Annotated in this window: 16 protein-coding genes, 2 tRNA genes and 2 pseudogenes; 17 read left to right on the top strand and 3 right to left on the bottom strand. The window is 55.5% G+C overall.

Translation table 11 applies throughout. The features are described from left to right. Window position 1: 1 nt before the first annotated feature. From lon to ACZ500_RS09780, 7 genes and pseudogenes are all read left to right on the top strand, one after another. Window positions 2-2,458 carry an endopeptidase La gene (gene lon, locus ACZ500_RS09810; RefSeq protein WP_464232312.1) on the top strand — a complete coding sequence of 819 codons (2,457 nt, stop codon included), beginning with the start codon at window positions 2-4 and terminating at the stop codon, window positions 2,456-2,458. 97 nt (window positions 2,459-2,555) lie between these two features. Continuing rightward, a tRNA-Val gene (locus ACZ500_RS09805) sits at window positions 2,556-2,630 on the top strand. Between the two features lies 1 nt (window position 2,631). After that, window positions 2,632-2,709: transfer RNA gene (locus ACZ500_RS09800), tRNA-Asp, on the top strand. 89 nt (window positions 2,710-2,798) lie between these two features. After that, window positions 2,799-3,281: pseudogene (locus ACZ500_RS09795) on the top strand (Fic family protein); the annotation flags it as partial. Window positions 3,282-3,319: 38 nt separating this feature from the next. Next, window positions 3,320-3,592: pseudogene (locus ACZ500_RS09790) on the top strand (hypothetical protein); the annotation flags it as partial. Between the two features lie 170 nt (window positions 3,593-3,762). Next, window positions 3,763-4,617, top strand: a complete 855-nt coding sequence (locus ACZ500_RS09785) for a transcriptional regulator (protein ID WP_464232311.1) — start codon at window positions 3,763-3,765, stop codon at window positions 4,615-4,617. Next, the gene (locus tag ACZ500_RS09780) at window positions 4,611-5,138 is read left to right on the top strand and encodes a hypothetical protein (protein WP_464232310.1); all 528 of its coding nucleotides are present in this window, start codon (window positions 4,611-4,613) and stop codon (window positions 5,136-5,138) included. The genes ACZ500_RS09785 and ACZ500_RS09780 overlap by 7 nt, the downstream gene beginning before the upstream one ends. Before the next feature lie 113 nt (window positions 5,139-5,251). Here the strand turns inward: ACZ500_RS09780 and ACZ500_RS09775 are convergent, their stop codons facing one another. After that, window positions 5,252-6,721, bottom strand: coding sequence for a DUF7986 domain-containing protein (locus tag ACZ500_RS09775; protein ID WP_464232309.1), 1,470 nt, complete (start codon window positions 6,719-6,721; stop codon window positions 5,252-5,254). A gap of 210 nt (window positions 6,722-6,931) precedes the next feature. On the opposite strand from ACZ500_RS09775, the gene ACZ500_RS09770 reads away from it, so the two are divergent. The 4 genes from ACZ500_RS09770 (at window position 6,932) to ACZ500_RS09755 (ending at window position 9,048) form a co-directional block, all read left to right on the top strand. Then, entirely contained in the window at window positions 6,932-7,282 is a 351-nt protein-coding gene (locus ACZ500_RS09770; protein ID WP_464233027.1) for a transposase, read from the top strand. A gap of 172 nt (window positions 7,283-7,454) precedes the next feature. After that, on the top strand, window positions 7,455-7,601 hold the full coding sequence (locus tag ACZ500_RS09765) for a hypothetical protein (RefSeq protein WP_464232308.1): 147 nt from the start codon (window positions 7,455-7,457) through the stop codon (window positions 7,599-7,601). 91 nt (window positions 7,602-7,692) lie between these two features. Further along, a complete protein-coding gene (locus ACZ500_RS09760; protein WP_464232307.1) occupies window positions 7,693-8,808 on the top strand; it encodes a glycerol dehydrogenase in 1,116 nt (371 codons plus the stop codon). Between the two features lie 99 nt (window positions 8,809-8,907). Continuing rightward, a complete protein-coding gene (locus ACZ500_RS09755; protein ID WP_464232306.1) occupies window positions 8,908-9,048 on the top strand; it encodes a hypothetical protein in 141 nt (46 codons plus the stop codon). Window positions 9,049-9,114: 66 nt separating this feature from the next. Here the strand turns inward: ACZ500_RS09755 and ACZ500_RS09750 are convergent, their stop codons facing one another. Then, complete coding sequence (locus ACZ500_RS09750) at window positions 9,115-10,437, bottom strand: MFS transporter (RefSeq protein WP_464232305.1); 1,323 nt, start codon at window positions 10,435-10,437, stop codon at window positions 9,115-9,117. A 399-nt stretch (window positions 10,438-10,836) separates the two neighbouring features. On the opposite strand from ACZ500_RS09750, the gene ACZ500_RS09745 reads away from it, so the two are divergent. Beyond that, a complete protein-coding gene (locus ACZ500_RS09745) occupies window positions 10,837-11,700 on the top strand; it encodes an FkbM family methyltransferase (protein ID WP_464232304.1) in 864 nt (287 codons plus the stop codon). 853 nt (window positions 11,701-12,553) lie between these two features. On the opposite strand, the gene ACZ500_RS09740 is transcribed toward ACZ500_RS09745, so the two are convergent. Continuing rightward, on the bottom strand, window positions 12,554-12,718 hold the full coding sequence (locus ACZ500_RS09740; RefSeq protein WP_464232303.1) for a hypothetical protein: 165 nt from the start codon (window positions 12,716-12,718) through the stop codon (window positions 12,554-12,556). A gap of 114 nt (window positions 12,719-12,832) precedes the next feature. Here ACZ500_RS09740 and cas3 point away from each other — a divergent pair, with 114 nt between their 5' ends. The 5 genes from cas3 to ACZ500_RS09715 are packed head-to-tail and all read left to right on the top strand — an operon-like array spanning window position 12,833 to window position 19,405. Continuing rightward, the gene (cas3, locus tag ACZ500_RS09735; protein WP_464232302.1) at window positions 12,833-15,130 is read left to right on the top strand and encodes a CRISPR-associated helicase Cas3'; all 2,298 of its coding nucleotides are present in this window, start codon (window positions 12,833-12,835) and stop codon (window positions 15,128-15,130) included. A gap of 13 nt (window positions 15,131-15,143) precedes the next feature. Continuing rightward, complete coding sequence (gene cas5c / locus ACZ500_RS09730; RefSeq protein ID WP_464232301.1) at window positions 15,144-15,881, top strand: type I-C CRISPR-associated protein Cas5c; 738 nt, start codon at window positions 15,144-15,146, stop codon at window positions 15,879-15,881. Next, window positions 15,874-17,604: a type I-C CRISPR-associated protein Cas8c/Csd1 gene (cas8c, locus tag ACZ500_RS09725; protein WP_464232300.1), complete on the top strand. Its 1,731-nt coding sequence runs from the start codon at window positions 15,874-15,876 to the stop codon at window positions 17,602-17,604. Before cas5c ends, cas8c begins: the two co-directional genes overlap by 8 nt. Next, entirely contained in the window at window positions 17,604-18,590 is a 987-nt protein-coding gene (cas7c, locus tag ACZ500_RS09720; protein WP_464232299.1) for a type I-C CRISPR-associated protein Cas7/Csd2, read from the top strand. Before cas8c ends, cas7c begins: the two co-directional genes overlap by 1 nt. After that, complete coding sequence (locus tag ACZ500_RS09715; RefSeq protein ID WP_464232298.1) at window positions 18,587-19,405, top strand: CRISPR-associated protein Cas4; 819 nt, start codon at window positions 18,587-18,589, stop codon at window positions 19,403-19,405. The genes cas7c and ACZ500_RS09715 overlap by 4 nt, the downstream gene beginning before the upstream one ends. Window positions 19,406-19,416: the final 11 nt, after the last annotated feature.

Below are 19,416 nucleotides of genomic sequence, written 5' to 3'. Positions count from 1 at the left end.
TATGCTAAAAGTGACGAGAAAAGAGGCTGCCGACGAGGGGATGACCGAGAGGTCCTATTATCCTCTTCTGCCGCTGCGCGATGTGGTGGTTTTTCCGAATGTGGTGGTGCCGCTCTTCGTGGGTCGGGACAAATCCATCAGTGCCCTCGAATTTGCCATGAGCCATCAGAAGGAGATCTTCCTCGCATCCCAGAAGGATGCCAAGGTGGATGATCCCGCCCCGAAGGACATCTACACCATCGGGACGCTCAGCAGCGTTCTGCAGCTCTTGAAGCTCCCGGACGGGACGGTCAAGGCCTTGATCGAAGGGAAGGCCAGGGGCCGGATCGACCATTTTCTGGACAAACAGGATTTTTTCATGGTCGAGGTCTCGAGGCTGCCGGAGCAGCAGGTAGGCAACGAGGAGACCGTCGCCCTGATGCGGAGCATCAACGCCGGCTTCGGGGAATACGCAAAGCTGAACACCAAGATCAGCCAGGAAGTTGTCTCTACGGTCATCGCCATCGAGGATCCGGTGCGGTTGGGGGATACGATCGCGGGGCATCTGTCCCTGAAGGTCTTCGACAAACAGCGTCTGCTCGAAATCGAGGATCTGAACGCCCGGCTTCAGGAGCTTTTCGAAAAGCTCAACGGCGAGATCAACATCCTGCGGCTCGAGCAGCGGCTGCGCAGCCGTGTCAAGAAGCAGATGGAGAAGACCCAGAAGGATTACTATCTGAATGAGCAGATGCGGGCCATTCAGAAGGAGATGGGTACCAAGGACGACTTCAAGGCCGAACTGGACGAACTCGAAAAGAAGATCAAGGCGAAGCGCCTGCCGAAAGAGGCGCACGCACGGATCCGGCAGGAGTTCAAGAAGCTCAAGATGATGTCGCCCATGTCCGCGGAGGCGACGGTCGTACGCAACTACATCGACTGGATGCTGTCACTGCCCTGGCTGGAGAAGACGAAGGAGAAGCTCGACATCGAAGAGGCCGAAAGGATCCTGGAGGAGGATCACTACGGTCTCGAGAAGCCGAAGCAACGGATCCTCGAATACCTGGCGGTGCAGCGTCTGACGAAAAAGATCAAGGGGCCGATCCTGTGTCTGGTGGGCCCCCCCGGGGTCGGGAAAACCTCGCTTGCAAAGTCCGTGGCGAGGGCGACCGGCAGGAACTTCGTCCGGCTGTCCCTCGGCGGTGTCCGGGACGAGGCCGAGATCCGTGGCCACCGGCGGACCTATATCGGGGCCTTGCCCGGCAAGATCCTCCAGCTCCTCAAAAAGGCGAAATCCAACAACCCCGTCTTCTGCCTGGACGAGGTGGACAAGATGAGCACGGACTTTCGGGGGGACCCCTCCGCCGCCCTGCTCGAGGTGCTCGATCCGGAGCAGAACAACGGGTTCAATGACCATTACCTGGACCTCGATTACGATCTGTCCGATATCTTTTTCATCACGACCGCGAACAACCTGCACAACATCCCGCCGCCGCTCCAGGACCGGATGGAGATTATCCGCCTGGCCGGCTATACGGAACTCGAGAAGCTGAGCATCGCGAAGTATTTTCTCATCAAGAAGCAGGTCGGGCAGAACGGTCTGGACCAGAAGCACATCCGCTTTTCCGACAAGGCCGTTCTCGACATCATCCGGCATTACACCCGGGAGGCCGGGGTGCGGAATCTCGAACGGGAGATCTCGTCGATCTGCCGCAAGGTTGCGAAGGAGGTCGTGCGGCGCGGCCATGGGACATCGGTCACCGTGACGGCCCAATCCCTTCACAAGTATCTGGGGGTGCAAAAATTCCATTACGGCCGAGCCGAGGAGAAGGACGCGATCGGCGTCACGACGGGGCTCGCCTGGACGGACTTCGGCGGGGAACTCCTCCAGACCGAGGCGACCATCATGCCTGGAAAAGGGAGTCTGTCTCTGACGGGTAAGCTCGGGGATGTCATGCAGGAGTCCGCGCAGGCGGCCCTCAGTTACGTGCGGTCCCGGACGCGGCAGCTGCGTTTGCCGGACAATTTCTACGAAAAGATCGACATCCACATTCACGTCCCCGAAGGGGCCACGCCCAAGGACGGGCCCTCCGCCGGGATCACCCTGGCGACCTCGATCGTTTCGGTATTGACCCGCCGGCCTGTCAGGAGCACGCTGGCGATGACCGGCGAGATTACCCTGCGCGGTCGGATCCTCCCGATCGGCGGGCTGAAGGAAAAGATCCTGGCGGCGCATCGCGCGGGTCTAGCCAAGGTCTTGATCCCCTTCGAAAACAAGAAGGACATCGAAGAGATCCCCAAAAGGATTCTCCGCAAGGTGGAACTCGTCCTGGTCAACCACATGGACGATGTCCTGCGGGAGGCCCTGGTGTTGCCCGAAGGGGAATGCCTCTTCGCGACCCAGGATGAGTGCGAGCCCTTTTACCTCCCGACCTGCGAAGAGCCCAAAAAGGATCCCGGATCCGAGTTGGTCGCCCATTGAAAATCACTTTTCCCGCGGTCGGAAATCATTTGAGTGTCGCACTATTTCGCTTGACAGGCCCGACCGCCTTCCGCTATAAAGATATGATCTTCAGCTTGGGCGGATAGCTCAGCGGGAGAGCGTCGGCCTTACAAGCCGAGGGTCGCAGGTTCAAATCCTGTTCCGCCTACCACGGGGGCGTAGTTCAGCTTGGTTAGAACGCCGGCCTGTCACGCCGGAGGTCGCGAGTTCGATCCTCGTCGCTCCCGCCAGTCAATACAAGGGGTTACGTCAAAAGCGTAGCCCCTTTCTTTTTTTGAAAAAAATCCAACCTTATTTCGAGTGACCGACTTTTCTGCCTGACAGTGCCGGACCTATGCAAGTTGTTTCCGCCCCTTTTGGCAGGGAACAAGTCCACTATCAGGCTCCCGATGCCGTGCGTCTCGACCGTGAAACGAAACTCTTTCTTGAGTGGTTCAGCGCGGAGCAAAAGATCGATCCTGTTCTGAAATCAGGGATCGCTCACTTGTGGTTTGTGTCGATCCACCCGTTTGACGATGGGAACGGCCGCATCGCACGGGCCGTTGCCGATATGGCTCTGGCTCGATCCGAGGGGAGTTCGAAGCGCTTCTACAGCATGTCAGCGCAAATCCGGCAGAAAAATATTCTGATGCATCTATCGGAGGGCCTTAAAGGCAAGCTGACCACCTCGAAATACGCCAAGATCGAGAACTGTTCTCAGGATACGGCTTTGCGTGACATCAAAGAGCTTCTTGAGTTGGGCATTCTGCAAAAAGATACCGGAGGTGGCCGGAGCACGAGTTATTCGCTGGCAGACCTCTAAACCCTGCTGCCCGGCAAAAATTTCCCTCTGACTATGTCCGGCAACAGGGCTGGGTCTTGATCGCGTTTCGCAATGCCCTGTGGCAACTGCTCGATGCCCCGCGCTTTGAAGCAGGCGTCGTCGACACGGTCATGCGCGGTGGAGACACCGATGCCAAGGAAGCCATTTGCGGCCCCCTTGCCGACAGCATATTCTGCCAACCGACAACCGTTCGATCAGCCCAATACTTCAGAATCCGGCCGACCGTATATGATGAGGACCAAGAATCTGGAATACGAGATGATAACCTTTGTATTGCACGGCAACATTAAGAATGTTATCGTGCAATACAAAGGTTATGTGGGAGTGGTCGATGGAAAAACTTGCACACGATGTCTGTCGTTATCTAATGGAAACTCTTGGCATTTCCGTAAAGACGGAACCATGGGAAGGAGAGGGGCGGCTGCCTTTTTACCTGCGGAATCTGTATGCATTTTTTCAGATGTCCATTTTGGACTCCCCCTGTCTTGTGATGACCCCCAAGAAAGACGCTGATCAGACTCCGGCAGTCTTGCATAAGCACGTTCTCCAAGCACAGCAGAAATGGGGCCACGAGGTCATCTATGCGGCCAGGAAAATTACTGCCTACAATCGCAAGCGATTGATCGAGCATAAGGTGCCTTTCGTGGTCCCGAGGAACCAGATGTACCTGCCCCCCTTGGGAATCGACCTGAGGGAGCATTTCAAGACCATCCGCAACCTCCGGCCCAAATGGAGCCCTTCCACACAGGCCGCCTTTTTGTACGTCCTTATTCACGATCGAGGACAGGGTTGGACTCCAAAGGAGATGGCAGACCATTTGGGGTATGTACCCATGAGCATGTCCAGGGCTTTTGACGAACTGGAAGCGGCGGAATTGGGCCGGATTACCATGGAGGGTAAGCAACGCGTCCTTCGGTTGGACCAAGACAAGAGAGTGCTGTGGGAAAATGCGCTGACGTATCTTCAGAGCCCTGTAAAAAGGCGCATATGGGTTGACCTCGGTTCCAAAGACCCCCCCGGAGTGGAGGCCGGTCTTGCTGCATTGGCACGATATTCCACGTTGGCCGGCCCGGCCAATCCGGTTTTTGCTATGGAAGGCAAGGAGTGGAAAAGGTTTCGCAGGGTCCATGATTCCATGGAGCTACCGTTCGAGGATCCGAAGGCCTGCGCACTTGAGATCTGGACCTATTCTCCGGAATTGTTTGCTGAAAACGGTGTAGCGGACCGGTTTTCCGTCTACCTGAGTTTGCAAGGCACCGAGGATGAACGGGTGGAATCGGCCTTGGAGGAGATGATGGAGCAGATCAGATGGTAAAAGGAATGAAGCGTTTCCGGGAGCATTTTGCTGGTTTTAAGGACCAGTATGTCTTGATTGGTGGTGCTGCGTGCGATCTTGCCATGGAGGACGCGGGCCTGAAATTTCGCGCGACCAAGGACCTGGACATCGTTTTGTGCATCGAAGCTCTGGATGCAGCTTTCGTGAAGGCGCTCTGGACGTTCGTCACAAAAGGCGAGTATCGGAATCGACAGCAGAGCACCGGCAAGAAGCAGTCCTATCGCTTTTTCGACCCCGAGGATCAGAGCTTCCCTTGGATGCTTGAGTTGTTTTCCCGCATCCCGGATGCCGTGAACCTGAGAGGTGAATCAAAACTAACGCCCATTCCCGTGGAGGAAGGAGTTTCAAGCCTTTCCGCTATTCTGATGGATGAAGGCTATTACGGTTTCATTCATGGAACCAAGCGGGAAATGGAAGGGTTGATGGTGGTCCCCCCGGAATGCCTGATACCCCTCAAGGCCTTGACCGACACCTCTCCACTCCGGTACACACCTTGCTGACGTTTCCTCCTGCGATCAGTTCCACTGTGCGCCTCCACGCTCAAGAATCCTGTCTCTTCGCTTCAAATCCGTACCACAGGGCGTGAACGGAAAAGGAAGAAGTAGGGAGACCCTCATTTCTGCAGGCCGAGAGTCTTTCTTGCATGCGACACTCCCAGGAGATTGACGGTTCGCATGAACTCGTCAGGCGTTGCCATACGCTCTGCCTCAGCGAGCAGTGCCTCGACCGCCTCCCGGCCGTCCCGGGTCTTGACCATCTGCCGGGGCGTCCGCCCGCCAAGCGCCGGTATCTTCTCATCCACCCACGACTCCCAGTGTTTCAAGGTCATTTCCTTGAGGAATTCCTGTATTTCAGGAATGTTTTGCAGATTGGCCTGAGCTGATGGTGGGGGATGAAATGCCGCCTGGTTTTTCTCGAGGACGGAATCGATGCCTTCTATAGCGTCTACCCGGAACCGCACCGCTTTCCCCATTCGCTTTTCGATCTCGGCACGGATTTGTTTTGCTCTGCCTGCGGAGTTTACAGTGACCGTGATGCGTTTTCGATCGATTTGGATTTTGCCCAGAACGGTGTTTTCGAGGGCTGTACTTTTCTTGTGTCCTTTGCGCGTCCAGGGGATCATAACGGAGACGATCCGCCCTTCCGCATCGGTTGCAGCGGATTCCCGGACTTCCTCCGGCGTTTCGGTTGCGGACAACGTGGCAAGCTTCGAAAAGGCCTCTTCGGGCGACCCCTGCAGGTCGAAAACGATTTCGTGGAACTCCAGAGGATCCCCGTCCGTATTGACGAGCACAGGGGCGGCATGGAGCGATTCATCGATCGAACGATAAAGATCGATGATATCGAATTCCCACTCTGAAAGTACGCGATCGTCGATCTTCCTGGATCTCTTCCCCATGCGTTTTTGCAGCTCGATGATGAGCGGCTTGCGACCGGGGGGAATGATCACGCTGCTGGTTCCGACGAACATCGCTACCTGTCCGAAACGCACGACCCTTGCAAACACGATGTCAGACGGTCGCAGGGCTTTGGATGCGCCGTGTTCTTGAACCGTCTCCTCAGAGCCGGCCAGGATGTCACGCAGCGTCACCGAGCGTCCGGGCTCGACCTCCAATACCTCGAAAAAGCTGTAGGGCTTGCGATTCACCCCCCGAATGAACCGGACCTCTTCGGAGTTCTCGGGCGGGCGCTTTTCCTTCAGATAGTGCTCGGCGATCGTGCAATCCTGCGGGCAGTCCAGATCCCAATCCGATGTTCGAGGAGTGTAGAGCCAGTTGAAGACCACCCACGGGGCAAACACCTGGACATTGCGTTGAAATTTTTCCGTGAAGGCCGTTTCGTCATCATCCTCGTTTTGGTCGTCCAGGAAGAGGAAGTCGCTGACGGCGGCCATCGTTGCTTCCTGCCCGAAAAACTGCTCCGAGTGGCTCTTGAGCTTCTCGAAAACCCGGTCATGAATACGCGACAGACGCGCATATTCAATTGAAAGAGGGTCACCTTCCTCTTTGCCGAGGCAGCATTTCTTGTACTTTTTCCCGCTGCCGCAAGGGCATGGGTCATTCCTTCCAATGTCGACGGACATAAAAATCTCCTATCATGCGGGTTCCGGGTGGGTAGTGAAAGGGTAGCCGAAAACGGAATTCAATCCAACTGTTTATGCACAGGGTTAGAAACGCGTGTTGCTAGACCTCTGAATGAAAGTTCGCGACCTGTAGAATCGGTTTAATCATTGAAATCTTGAAGGTTTTCATGGCGGTTGAAAAAGACCCGTCTGCTGCGTTACGCTCAGCCCATGTCGCTGCAGGCGATCAAGGGGCAACAGCCGGTTCACGAGCTGGCGAAAGAATTTGATGTCCATCCGAACCAGATTGGGCAGTGGAAAAAGCAGCTGTTGGAAGGTGCCTCGCAGCTTTCTGATCGCGGGCAGGACGCAGATATAGCCGCACCAGGGGCTGAACGGCCGGACCCCGGCAGAGGTCTACTATCAAACCCCGCTGCTCAAGATGGCAGCGTGATGGGCCGGGGTACGGTAGGCCGCAGCCGGCTTGACCTCGCCTCGCCTGAGCTCCGCAAGGCTCCGCGAGGCGAGGCCAAGCCCCGACTAACGAACAGTCGGAGTGAAATTGGAGTTCTTACACCTTAAATCTCGAAGAAGATGGTCCCGTACTTGGGGTCCACATCAGATTTCGATATGCCCTGCAGCTTCCTTTCGCGCTTGGGGTAGGATCGCCGCCCGGGCCATAGATGTTTTCGGCCCAGATTGAAAAAGCTCTTGACCGATACCTCGACAAACACTAGACAGTTTCCATCCGTAAATGGCCTTTTTGGCCAATCTCGGTGTCAATCTGCACGTTTGCTTGTGCGGCGACCCCCAGGTCGCCTGCGCACAAACGTTTGGTTTCCTTGGTATTGTCCAAAAATCTTCATTCCCGGATGGAAACTGTTATGAAACGGCCTCCTGAGGGAAATGTCGAGCAATGACCTTTTGCTCGGCTTCAAAGAAGACATTTTGTCGGGAGTTCCGACGATTCACCAAACCTACAGGAGTTTGAGATGTTGAAGAAAGCGGTTTTTCCCGGCAAATACATCCAAGGTCCCGGTGCAATCACCGAGTTGCCCGCGCTGATCAAATTACTGGGTAACGAGGGACTGATATTGGCTTCACCCTCGGTTCGGGATAAGGTGCTCCCTCGATGCGCCGTAGATCTGAACGTCGAGGGCATCCCCATCGAGCTGTTCCGCGGGGAGTGCTGCGAGGATGAAGTGAGCCGGCTGCGCGCCGTTGTTTCGGAAAAACAGGTCGATGTGCTTGTCGGAATGGGTGGAGGAAAAACCATCGATACGGCGAAAATAGCCGCTGATCGGGCGAACATACCCGTGATCGTCATCCCCACCATCGCTTCGACCGATGCTCCGTGCAGCGGATGTGCAGTCCTGTACTCGAGCGATGGAGTCTTCGAAACCGTGCACTATCAAAAAGCCAACCCGGCGGCGGTTCTCGTCGATGTCAGCATTATCGCAGCGGCCCCGACTCGGTTTCTGGTGGCGGGCATGGGCGACGCACTGGCCACATGGTTCGAGGCGAGATCCTGCGACCGCACCCAATCGGTGAACGAGTGCGGCGGGTGCAGCACAACTGCCGGGCTCCACATCGCCAAACTCTGCTATGAAACGCTACTGGCGTATGGGCCGGCCGCCAGGATTGCCAGCGAGATGCGCATCGTCACCCCCGCTCTGGAGCACATTGTCGAGGCGAATATCCTGTTGAGCGGTCTGGGGTTCGAAAGCGCCGGATTGGCGGCGGCGCATGCCCTACACAATGGGTTGACCGCACTGCCCGAAACCCATTCATTCTACCATGGTGAAAAGGTAGCCTTTGGCGTTTTGGCCGGACTCCAGCTTACGGATGCCTCCATGGACGAGTCGGCAGCGGTTTTTGCCTTCTGTGAAGAGATCGGATTGCCGACCACGCTTGCAGACATCGGGCTCGCGAACGCCGGCCCGGAAAGACTGATGGAAGCGGCCGAAAAGGCGTGCGCTCCTGACCAGCCGATCCATCACGAAGCGGGGAGCATGACCCCCGAAAAAGTCCTGAATGCCATGCTCGCGGCAGACGCTGCAGGCAAGGCGAGAAGAAGTGACGGAGGGCGCGCGCCAAGAGCCCGATAGATTCAGCGGAGCAGGCAGCCGCTATCCTGCTGAAACGGAGAGGGCTTCCGCCGGCGCTCCAGCCTTGCGGCTGATGGGAATCGTCGGCTTTGTGACAAAGTGGTCTCGGCCGTGGTGGTGGACCTGTTCCGTTTGCTGATTTACGGCGTGGCCTTCTTTGCACGAGACTTCGCTATTCTCAGAGATCAGGGAGGCATCGGGCTGGTGTATGACCGTTTCTCCCGCGCACCCGGCAAATGACCTTCAGCTACCCATGCGTCGAGATTATCGACCCGGTTTCCCCCTCCGATGTGGGGGAGGTGCTGGTCAATGATGCTTTTGTGTATGCGGAGACAGAAGCCCCTCATCAACTTTCGATTCCATCCCACGCCCGGGTCGAAGCCGGAGAAAGGCGGGGAGGCTCACCAGGGCGAGAACCATCAGGTAGATGGCCGGCGCTGTCAACGCATGGGTTTGTTTGATGAGGTAGGTGCTGACCAGGGGAGAGGTGCCGCAGAAGAGAGCGAAAGCCAGATTGTAGCCGAGGCCCACGGCGCTGTAACGGACGCTGGTGGGAAAGAGTTCGCCCATGGTCGCGGGCATGACCCCGTAAAGGATTCCTACGAAAACGGCGAAGACGCACTGGGACGCCAAGATGACCCATGGATTGCCCTGGTCGATGAGGACGAAAAGAGGATAAACCGACACGCCGAGCCCGATCACGCCGGACAGGAGAACCGGCCGCCGCCCCACGCGATCCGACGCCCAACCGGCAACGGGCATGATCCAGAGGAGGAAAAACATGGCAAGGGAGTTGATCAGCAGGGGGTTGCTGACAGGAGGATCGAGCATGACCTCGAGATAGGTCGGCATCCACAGAAAGAGCATGTACAGGCCGCTTCCCATGATCATGTTCATGAGCATGACCTGAAAAATCTGACCAGGGACCTTGCGGATCGATTCCCGCAGCGGTGCTTTCAGGATCTGGCCCTTTTCTTTTGCTTCAATGAACCTCGGAGATTCATCCATGCTTCGGCGTATCCATGCCCCGGCTACCCCCATGAACGCGCCTGCCAGGAATGGGAGGCGCCAGCCCCAGGCCCGCATGGCCTGTTCCGACACAAGCGTTTGCATCAGCAGCGCCGTAAGAGAGCCGATCAGAATGCCTGCCACGGCGCTGACCAGGGACCAGCTGCCGAGATAACCGCGCCGGCCCTCAGGCGCGATCTCTACGAGGTAGGACATCGAACCGATCAGTTCACCGCCGACGGAGAGGCCCTGGGCTACACGGAGCACCATCAGAAGCAGCGGCGCGAAAAGCCCCACGGCGTTGTAGGTGGGCAGACAACCCACGAGGGTGGTGGGTATGGCCATCAGGATGACTGAGAGCAGCAAAGCCCGCTTACGCCCATAACGGTCGCCGATCTGGCCGAAGACCATCCCGCCCAGGGGGCGCACGAAGTAGCCGATGGCGAAGACCCCGAAGGTTTGGATCAGGCCGGCGACGTGATCCTCCGATGGGAAGAAAAGCCGGCTGATGATCGGGGCCAGGAAACCGAAAACGGCGAAGTCATACCATTCGAGGACATTGCCGGCCACCCCTGCGATGGGGACGCGGTTGGGCGCGGGTGCTGATGCATGCTGACTCATGGGACCTCCAGAAGGGGGTGAGTGCTTCAGACGCCGCTTCAGTCAAAAAAGGCCGTCTCTGGTCGCCTTGCTATCTATGGGACAGGGATGACCCTGAAAGAGAGCGGCGCCGAAACGTTTTTGTGCTCAGATCCTCTAGAACCGGGCATTTCCGTGGGTTGGCAAAACGGCTCACCTTATAGCACCGCGCTGTAGCAAAGTAAAGCGAACGAAGGCGAATAGGACTGCACAAATAAACGCGGCCCCATTCTTTGAGGATCTCGTCGAGGTACGTTCGTTTTTCGCGGGGACTTCGAGCTACCTACCCATCGACCACGTGGGTTTTACCCTCGCTCATCGGGAACTTTGCGACGAAATCGCGCAGGTGGCTGTCGTTAAACCGCAATCTAAGGCTAAGCTATGAAGCACATTAAAGAAAGGCTGAAGTTGTCTGCTCGATATTTATTTGGATTGCTCTCACATAAAATCAATGGAACACATGTGATTGCATTGATCGCTAAAACAGACAATGGCCTGTTTGCAGTGGATCCAGAAGATTATGGTGTCGGGCGAAATCTGCGGATGAACGGTAAGTATGGTGTAGATGAAATCGAAAGGCTGAAACCATTTCTTGCATCTGACAGCAAAGTTTTAATCGTTGGAGCGCACATAGGTACGTTAGCGATACCAATCTCGAAGTTATGCAAGTCGGTTGTCGCTGTTGAAGCCAATCCTGATACTTGTGAGTTGTTGAGAAAAAATATTCTACTTAATGATGTATCTAATTGTAAAACAGTTAATATTGCAGCCAGCAATAAAAAGGAAGTTATACGTTTTCTGATGAGCAAAGCAAACTCAGGAGGCAGTAAAAGAGTTCCAATAAATAAGGAATATATGTATTATTATGATAAGCCAAAAGAAATATCTGTTATCGGGTTTGATCTTGATGGGTATTTTGAAAATGATGAATTTGATGTCATTGTTATGGATATAGAAGGATCAGAGTACTTTGCTCTACAGGGGATGCAAAGGATACTTTCAAAATCCAAATTGCTTGCGATTGAGTTTTTGCCACATCATCTGAAAAATGTGAGCGGTGTAACCGTGGCACAATTTCTATCGCTCATCGAACCACATTTTTGCAGGTTGACGATACCTACAAAAAACAAAACACTGGAGGCCAAAGATTTTCATTTCTATCTGTCGGAGATGTATTACCATGACCAAAGAGATGAAGCCATTCTATTTCAAAAGGATGTTCCTCTAACGTGCCCATCGGGATAGGAATGACAGCGGTGGCGCTGCCGATTCTGAAGCGGATGCCCCAGCGGCTGATCGATGAACCGCCGGATTGGAGAGGCGCCGCCATCGTCGCGCTCGGCTTCGAAAATTCCTTCGCAGTCTCTGGACCTGTCTCGCCTGACATCCCGGCAAAGGCCGCGGCCTTGTCGCAAGCATCTTTTTTTTCGCCAAAAACTTCCAGGTGTTTCTCCCGAGGCGCCGATTCTAGCCCTGTATACTGATCGCCGCTGCCTCCGCCCGTCGCATGGTCATATTCCCCCCCCTCGCAGTCTCTGCACCGATCGAAGACGTTCGACTTGTGCATTGAGATTCCCATGAAGCACCTTCGACCCGTACCAGGCCCTTTGCGCTCCAATGAAAAAAATATCCTCGCTTTTGACCGTATCTGTCAAAACCGTGGGATAGGATTCGGACCAAAAGATCCGCTTCCGCAGCTGGATTTGGGAGATGGACAGGTGCGGGAATGTCCCAGGTCTGGAGCGGGGAAAACGGCCCCTTTGCAGGACGCTCGGCCTTCAAAATATTGACTCTCGAAGCAGACAGGTATAAAGAGGCGAATGAATGTCCATCAAAAAAACATTAGGAGATTCGCCGGTTTTCCGGCCGTTATTGGATGTTTGGTCGAACATGACGTCGAATCGCGGCTGTCTGCCCCACCTCGAGCCGTTATATCAGCGGGAACGGGGGCAGGTGATTGATCCAAACAAGCGCTGCGCCTCGCCTGGGGGGAACGTCAGATTCGACCAGCCCGGGAATATATGCAAGCCTCCCCCTTGTGAACTGCTCGAAGATCATTTTCAACGAGGCCTTCGATGAACACCGCCCAACAATCGAGCTAGTGTCCATCCGGAAATGATTTTCTTATAGAACCCAGTTTCCAATCCGGAAATGAGGATTTTTGGCCAATATCAAGGAAATCAAGCGCTTGCGCGGAGGCGACCTGTAGGTCGCCGCACAAGCAAACGTGCAGATTGACGCCGAGATTGGCCAAAAAGACCATTTCCGGATGGAAACGAGCTATACGGCCGGGATTGCAGGTATCGCCTGATTTGGATTCTGAGGCACCGGGAAAGGATCCTTTCGGCCGAATCGCGGAAACATTCAGGAGATGTCAATGTACTACGCTCATAGTGCTAATCGTAATAATGATTGGCATCAACTAAGCAGGCATCTTAATCAGACAGCCTGCCTCGCCGAAAGCTTCGCGTCAAATTCCTTTCTGAAATCCGAAGCACAACTTGCGGGATTTCTTCACGATGTGGGGAAATACGGAGATTTATTCCAGGCGAGACTCCATGGAAAAGTCAGCCATGTCGATCATTGGTCGGCCGGGGCTTGGATGGCCCTTTTGGAGTATCGTTCCATTGCTGCCGCTTTATCTATACAAGGACACCACATAGGATTGCAGCAGCTGGATAAGCAATCCCTGAAGCGTATTGATCCCCAAAGACTGAAGGAAATGCACCCATTGGGTTTTAGAGTCAGTGAATCTAACACGAAGGTACTTTCAGACCGGCTCTATGCTGAATGCGAACGATTGCCGCCGCTCACACAAACCGTCCTGGGCAACGACATTACCAGTTCTGTCAGTCGTATGCTGGATGTGCGCATGCTCTTTTCGTGTCTGGTCGATGCTGATTTCATCGATACAGAGGCCCATTTTGAATCCACCGCCGAAGGCAAAAAGCACAGGTCTCTCGGCCTCCCATTAAGGGCGATCGATGCCCTCAAACTGCTCCAGGAATACATTCAACGGTTGGAAAGGCAGAAGGCCGGCAAGACTCCGACAAAAGTGATCGAGATCAGGAGAAAACTTCTCGATGCGTGCCTGGATGCCGCGCAAGGTGAGACCGGCCTTTTCAGTTTGACGGCCCCCACCGGCAGCGGCAAGACCTTGGGGATGCTGGCGTTTGCATTGCAGCACGCTGCGAACTGGTCCCTGGACCGTGTAATTGTCGTTATTCCGTATCTTTCCATCATCCAGCAAACCGTTGAGGTCTATAAAACGATTTTCAGAGAGCACTACGGTTCCGAATACATCCTCGAGCATCATTCCCTTGCCGGGTGCGGTGAGGAACCTGCCCCTGCCAACGATGTTGGTGATTCTGCCCCTGAGATTTCATCGATTCGACGTTTGCAGCTTTTGTCTGAGAATTGGGATGCCCCGGTTATTGTCACCACCAGCGTCCAGTTTCTGGAGTCCCTTTTTTCCAATCGTCCTTCCGCCTGCAGGAAACTTCACCGCCTTATGCGCTCGGTCATCCTTTTCGACGAGGTCCAGACGCTTCCGGCGGATCTTGCCGTCCCTACGCTCGCTGCTCTGTCGCGCTTAGCGCATCGATATGATTCGACCGTGGTGTTTGCCACCGCCACTCAGCCGGCCTTCGATCACCTTCACGCCTCCGTGGCAAAGCAGTGTTCGCGCGGATGGCAGCCTCGTCCGATCGTCCCGAACCCGCATGTCCTGTTCGGTGCCCTCAAGAGGACCACAGTCAGTTGGGAAGACCCCGGGACCCCCCTTTCATGGGGAAGTTTGGCCGAGCGATTAATGGCCTATCCACAGGCCCTCTGCATCGTTAACGTGAAGCGCCATGCACGGGGAATCTTCGAAGCCATGGGCGATGCCGACACCTTTCACCTTTCGACCAATCTTTGCCCGGCCCACCGCGAGCAGGTCCTGGAAATGGTGAAGGAGCGTCTGCGCGGTGGCTACCCGGTGCGTTTGGTTGCGACACAATGCGTCGAAGCCGGCGTCGACCTGGATTTCCCCGTGGTCTGGCGCGCCTATGCCCCCCTTGACGCAATTATCCAGGCAGCCGGCCGTTGCAACCGTGACGGCCGTATGAACCGAGCGGGCGATGTGTATGTCTTCATGCCGGAGGATGAGGCCTATCCTGTCGGCTACTATGAGCAGGCGGCCCAAATCACTAAAATCCTCCTCCACGGTCTCAAGAAGAAAACCCACGACATCCAGGATCCAGATTTTGTGCAGTCGTATTACCGGATGCTCTATGATATGGCACGACCTGATGTTTCACATTGTACCCAGGAGATCCTGAATGCGGTCAAGGCAGGTGATTTTCCCGGTGTGGCAAGAAGATTCCGACTTATTCCGCATGATTCCATCAATGTGGTAGTCCCTTATGCTGGAGCGCAGGAGGCGTATCGTTTATTGGAGATTGACGCGTCAGAGGGTCTGAACCGTTATTGGATTCGACGTGCAAGACGACTTGCGATTAACCTTTTTCGGCCACAGCTGGATGACCCCATCTGGGGGAATATGCGACCGGTTCCATTGACGCGCAGGGCCGCAGATTCCCTGAGTGAATGGTACATTTATTTGAATCCCGAAGATTACGATCGACGGCTTGGGCTTGTGACCCGATCTAGAACGCATCTGTGGATGATATGAAAGGAGGTTTGCCATGCGTGGTATGACCCATGGCCTTTATGTCTGGGGAGAATTTGCATGTTTTACAAGGCCCGAGATGAAAGTGGAGCGGTTCAGCTATCCTGTCATAACGCCTTCTGCCGGCCGAGGTATCTTTGACGCCATCTACTGGAAGAAGTCCCACCGGTTCTATTGGCAGATGGAGCGGGTGGAGGTCTTGAGGCCCCCTAGATACATAGGTATCAGACGCAACGAAGTGAAGGACAAGGCCCCACCAGAGAGGGTGGTCCTGGCCTGGATGAACGGAAAGCGCCCGGCCGAACCCCTTTGGGCGGATGGAGACCGGGAGTCCTTGGGAACCGATCAGAAGGGCCGGACCCAGAGGCAGACGATGGCCCTTAAGGATGTGCGCTATCGGATATATGCACACATGGAGCACCGCGGAGACGGCAGGGAAATAAAGGCCATGGATGAGCAGTTCAAGCGAAGGGCAAGCGCCGGCAAATGCTTTTACCAGCCCTATTTTGGTTGTAAGGAGTTTCCCGCCTATTTTTCCTATATCGAGCCGCAAGCTGGCCCTGTGAGTGCAGTGGAATGGGATGGCGACCTCGGGTGGATGCTTTATGACGTTTTTGATCTCGGGAAAGAGAACAGTCCGGATGCAGCACCGATGGTGAGCGTTTTTGAAGCCCAGGTCCGGCGGGGCGTGATGGAAATCCCCGCGTATCAAGACCCGCGCGTGAAAAAGACAGCGGAGGCAATGCATGCTTGAACTATTGCTGAGACAAGAGGGAGATGCCGAACCCGGGTTTTCACGGAAGGCGGTGAAGTGGGGGATCGTTTGTTCGGGTGAGGGCCTTTTCGAGGGCCTCTTTTCTCTTGCGGAAGACAAGGGCCGCATGTTCGAAGGTTGCCCGGATCTGATGCAAGCGGAACTGATAGGAGGGAACGAACCACGCAGTCACTTCCTGGTGGATTCGCTTGCGACGATGGCCTGCTTCGTCAAAGGGGATGCAGACAGTAAGACGCAGGAAAAACTCAGGGCCAAGCAGGGCTTTTTCCGCCACATGCTTCAGGAGGTATCCGTGCAGGCGCCCTATCTCGCTTCTGCCGCCAAGATGCTTGGGGATCCCGGCCAACTGGAGCTGCTGAAAACGGAATTGCAGCGGCAGCGAGCTGCTCCTACAGATTCAGCCGTTGTCATCGTCGACGGTATCAACCCTCTGGAACAGGATGACTGGCGCGAATGGTGGAGAGAATTCCGGCGAGGGTTAGGCCGTGAAAAGGCAAAGAATTTCGGGCGGAGAATGGTCGATATTGCAACCGGCGACTGGGCGACGCCTGCCGCCACTCACCCGAAAATCAAAGGCTTGGCCGGCGTCGGTGGGCTCCCAACAGGGGATGTACTGGTGGGTTTCGACAAAGAGGCCTTCAGATCCTATGGATTCGAACAGTCGGCTAACGCGGCGATGTCGGAAGAGACGGCCAAAAAGTATACGGAAGCATTGAACCGCCTGATAAAGGAGAAAGCGCGCCGACTGGGTGACGCTTTGTGTGTCTACTGGTTCTCCAAGGAAACAGGGGAGGATGAAGACCCGCTCTACTGGCTGCACGAACCAGGGGAGCAAACCAGTAGTGCTGCGGAGGGAGAGGCGCGGCGATTGCTCGATGCTCTCAGAACCGGGGGACGCCCGGATCTCTCAGGAAACATCTATTACGCTCTTTTTGTCTCGGGCGCGGCGGGGCGGGTGATGGTGAGGGAGTATATGCAGGGGGCCTTCGAGGACCTTGTGGCTGCAATCAACCAATGGTTTTCGCATCTCGAGTGCTGCGCACGCGATGGCAAGGGCATAGCCAAGGCTCCCAAGTTCATGGCGGTGGCTGGTAGTCTCGTGCGGGATCTTGGTGATATGCCGCAGCCCTGGCTGCAGCGGTTATGGCGCGCCGCTGCAACCGGGTCGGCTTTGCCGGAATTCGTCATTCCGCAGGCGGTCTTACGATTCAGGGCGGACGTCATTAAAAACAATCCAGCGAATCATGCCAGGATGGGGCTTATAAAAGCGTATCACATCAGGAAAGGAGATGAACATATGTCAGCTTATCTGAACCCGGATCATCCTCATCCCGCGTACCACTGCGGAAGACTCCTCGCCCTTTTTGCAGGCCTTCAGAGGGCCGCCCTCGGTGAGGTAGGCGCCGGGGTCGTCCAACGCTACTACGCGGCGGCAAGCCAGACACCTGGCCTCGTCATAGGCCGCCTTACTGCGAATGCAAAGAACCATCTGAGCAAGTTGGACACCGGATTGGCCCAGTGGTTTGAAAAAGAAATCGCCCAAGTTATGGGGGCCATCGAGAATCATATCCCAAGGACTTTGACCCTTGAGGAACAGAGCCTTTTCGCATTGGGCTATTATCAGCAATTGGCTGCCCGAGGCAGGAAGTCGAACAGCGAACGTGATGAAAATCACACCATCCAAAGAGAGGAGCAAGCGTGATGAGTCAGGTGATTTCGAACCGATATGAGTTCTTGTTGATCTTCGATTGTGAAAACGGTAACCCGAACGGTGATCCGGACTCCGGCAACGCCCCCAGGCTTGATCCGGAAGATATGCACGGGCTCGTTTCCGATGTGGCGATCAAGAGGCGGGTGCGCAATTACGTCCAATTAAGGAATGGCAATGTCTCCCCGTATGCCATCTTTATAGAGCAAGGCACAAATCTTTGTCGGCCTATCGCCATGGCGCATCATGAGACCGGCGGTATCCCCCAGAAAGGTTCTACAAAGGCCAAGGTGGGCTTAGCCCGCGAGTGGATGTGTAAGACGTTTTACGACGTGAGGACGTTTGGGGCGGTGATGAGCACCGGGGCCAATGCCGGTCAGGTGCGTGGTCCCGTGCAGATTGCTTTTGCCCGTTCGGTGGACCCCGTGCTTCCCCTCGATGTATCTATAACCCGCATGGCGGTGTCGGAAACAGTCAAGGGGGCCAAGACCGTCGAGGATTACGAGAAGTGGGAGAGTGAACAGGATGAAGACAAGCTCAGAACCATGGGTCGGAAAAACCTGGTTCCTTATGGCCTTTATGTAGGAAAGGGTTTTGTGAGCGCAAACCTCGCCGAAGGGGTCGGCTTCACCGAAGCCGACCTGTCTATTCTGTGGGAGGCGCTGGCCAACATGTACGAGCATGACCGCTCGGCGAGCAAGGGGTTCATGTCGACCCGAGCGCTTTACATATTCAAGCATGTCGGCACTGACAGCGACCCGGAGCAATGTCTCCGTCAGGCCAAACTCGGCTGTGCGCCTGCGCAGGTGCTGCTGGATCTTGGCAAGGTGGTGGATATACAAAAGGCCGTGCCGGTGCCGCGTGGGTTTAAGGATTACAAAGTGATTGTCGATGTAGAAAAGATACCGAAAGGAGTGGAGTTCTGGATGTGGAATACGACGAAAGGCGATCTCGAGAGAATGCATCCGGCAAAGCTATGATGAAGGAGAAGTGCGAGAGCGCGCCCGAGATAACCCGGGAAAGCCCTGTAGTCTATGAGGAAGATGATTTGCTGCCTGTTTCGGCTCTTGCTCAGCTGATCTACTGCGAGCGACGCTGCGCTCTGATCTTTACGGAAAGGGTCTGGAACGAAAACCGCTACACCACGGAAGGCAAGATCCTTCACGAGCGGGTGGATCAGGGTGGTTCGCTCTCCAGGGCAGCGCTCCGCACTGCTTACAATGTCGATATCCGTTCGCGCCGACTCGGCCTCGTGGGCAAGGCCGATGTAGTGGAGTTCCATTCCTCGGGCGCCGATTCAGAAAACAGCGCAGAGGCGGAACATGCGCCTCGAGATCAAACGCTGGATGCGCTTTTCGCAGAGCTGGATGCCGGGGGAAATGGGGCAGCGCCTCCGGCTGGAGCCATGCGGGAAGGCTCCTGGGTTCCCTTTCCGGTGGAATACAAACGCGGCCGGCTCAAAATGCAGCTTTGCTATGAAGTCCAACTGTGCGCCCAAGGTCTGTGCCTCGAGGAGATGCTCGATGTCCCGGTTCCTGCCGGAGCGCTCTATTACGGGGCTTCCAGGCGCCGAAAGGTGGTCACGTTCAGCGCTGGGCTTCGTGCCAGGACGGAGGATGCAGCCTTGCGTCTGCACAGGCTCATCCAATCCAACATCACACCGAAGGCCCGGTATTCAAAGAAATGCGACCAATGCTCGCTTTTGGATTTGTGCATGCCAAAGAGCATGAGCCGGTCCAAGTCCGTAGCAGGATATCTTCAAAAAGCTCTCCGGTGGGACGACGAGCCCGTGTAATGGGAAAACAA

The sequence above is a fragment of the Desulfatiglans parachlorophenolica genome (assembly GCF_055394735.1).
Note: the sequence above shows the minus strand (reverse complement) of the source record. Positions and strands in the feature narration are given on the sequence as shown.

What these genes read in the sequence shown, in the direction of transcription:
- lon (WP_464232312.1), top strand. Translation starts at nt 2, where the DNA reads ATGCTAAAAGTGACGAGAAAAGAGGCTGCCGACGAGGGGATGACCGAG.
- ACZ500_RS09785 (WP_464232311.1), top strand. Translation starts at nt 3,763, where the DNA reads ATGTCCATTTTGGACTCCCCCTGTCTTGTGATGACCCCCAAGAAAGAC.
- ACZ500_RS09780 (WP_464232310.1), top strand. Translation starts at nt 4,611, where the DNA reads ATGGTAAAAGGAATGAAGCGTTTCCGGGAGCATTTTGCTGGTTTTAAG.
- ACZ500_RS09775 (WP_464232309.1), bottom strand. Translation starts at nt 6,721, where the DNA reads ATGTCCGTCGACATTGGAAGGAATGACCCATGCCCTTGCGGCAGCGGG.
- ACZ500_RS09770 (WP_464233027.1), top strand. Translation starts at nt 6,932, where the DNA reads ATGTCGCTGCAGGCGATCAAGGGGCAACAGCCGGTTCACGAGCTGGCG.
- ACZ500_RS09765 (WP_464232308.1), top strand. Translation starts at nt 7,455, where the DNA reads ATGGCCTTTTTGGCCAATCTCGGTGTCAATCTGCACGTTTGCTTGTGC.
- ACZ500_RS09760 (WP_464232307.1), top strand. Translation starts at nt 7,693, where the DNA reads ATGTTGAAGAAAGCGGTTTTTCCCGGCAAATACATCCAAGGTCCCGGT.
- ACZ500_RS09750 (WP_464232305.1), bottom strand. Translation starts at nt 10,437, where the DNA reads ATGAGTCAGCATGCATCAGCACCCGCGCCCAACCGCGTCCCCATCGCA.
- ACZ500_RS09745 (WP_464232304.1), top strand. Translation starts at nt 10,837, where the DNA reads ATGAAGCACATTAAAGAAAGGCTGAAGTTGTCTGCTCGATATTTATTT.
- ACZ500_RS09740 (WP_464232303.1), bottom strand. Translation starts at nt 12,718, where the DNA reads ATGGTCTTTTTGGCCAATCTCGGCGTCAATCTGCACGTTTGCTTGTGC.
- cas3 (WP_464232302.1), top strand. Translation starts at nt 12,833, where the DNA reads ATGTACTACGCTCATAGTGCTAATCGTAATAATGATTGGCATCAACTA.
- cas5c (WP_464232301.1), top strand. Translation starts at nt 15,144, where the DNA reads ATGCGTGGTATGACCCATGGCCTTTATGTCTGGGGAGAATTTGCATGT.
- cas8c (WP_464232300.1), top strand. Translation starts at nt 15,874, where the DNA reads ATGCTTGAACTATTGCTGAGACAAGAGGGAGATGCCGAACCCGGGTTT.
- cas7c (WP_464232299.1), top strand. Translation starts at nt 17,604, where the DNA reads ATGAGTCAGGTGATTTCGAACCGATATGAGTTCTTGTTGATCTTCGAT.
- ACZ500_RS09715 (WP_464232298.1), top strand. Translation starts at nt 18,587, where the DNA reads ATGATGAAGGAGAAGTGCGAGAGCGCGCCCGAGATAACCCGGGAAAGC.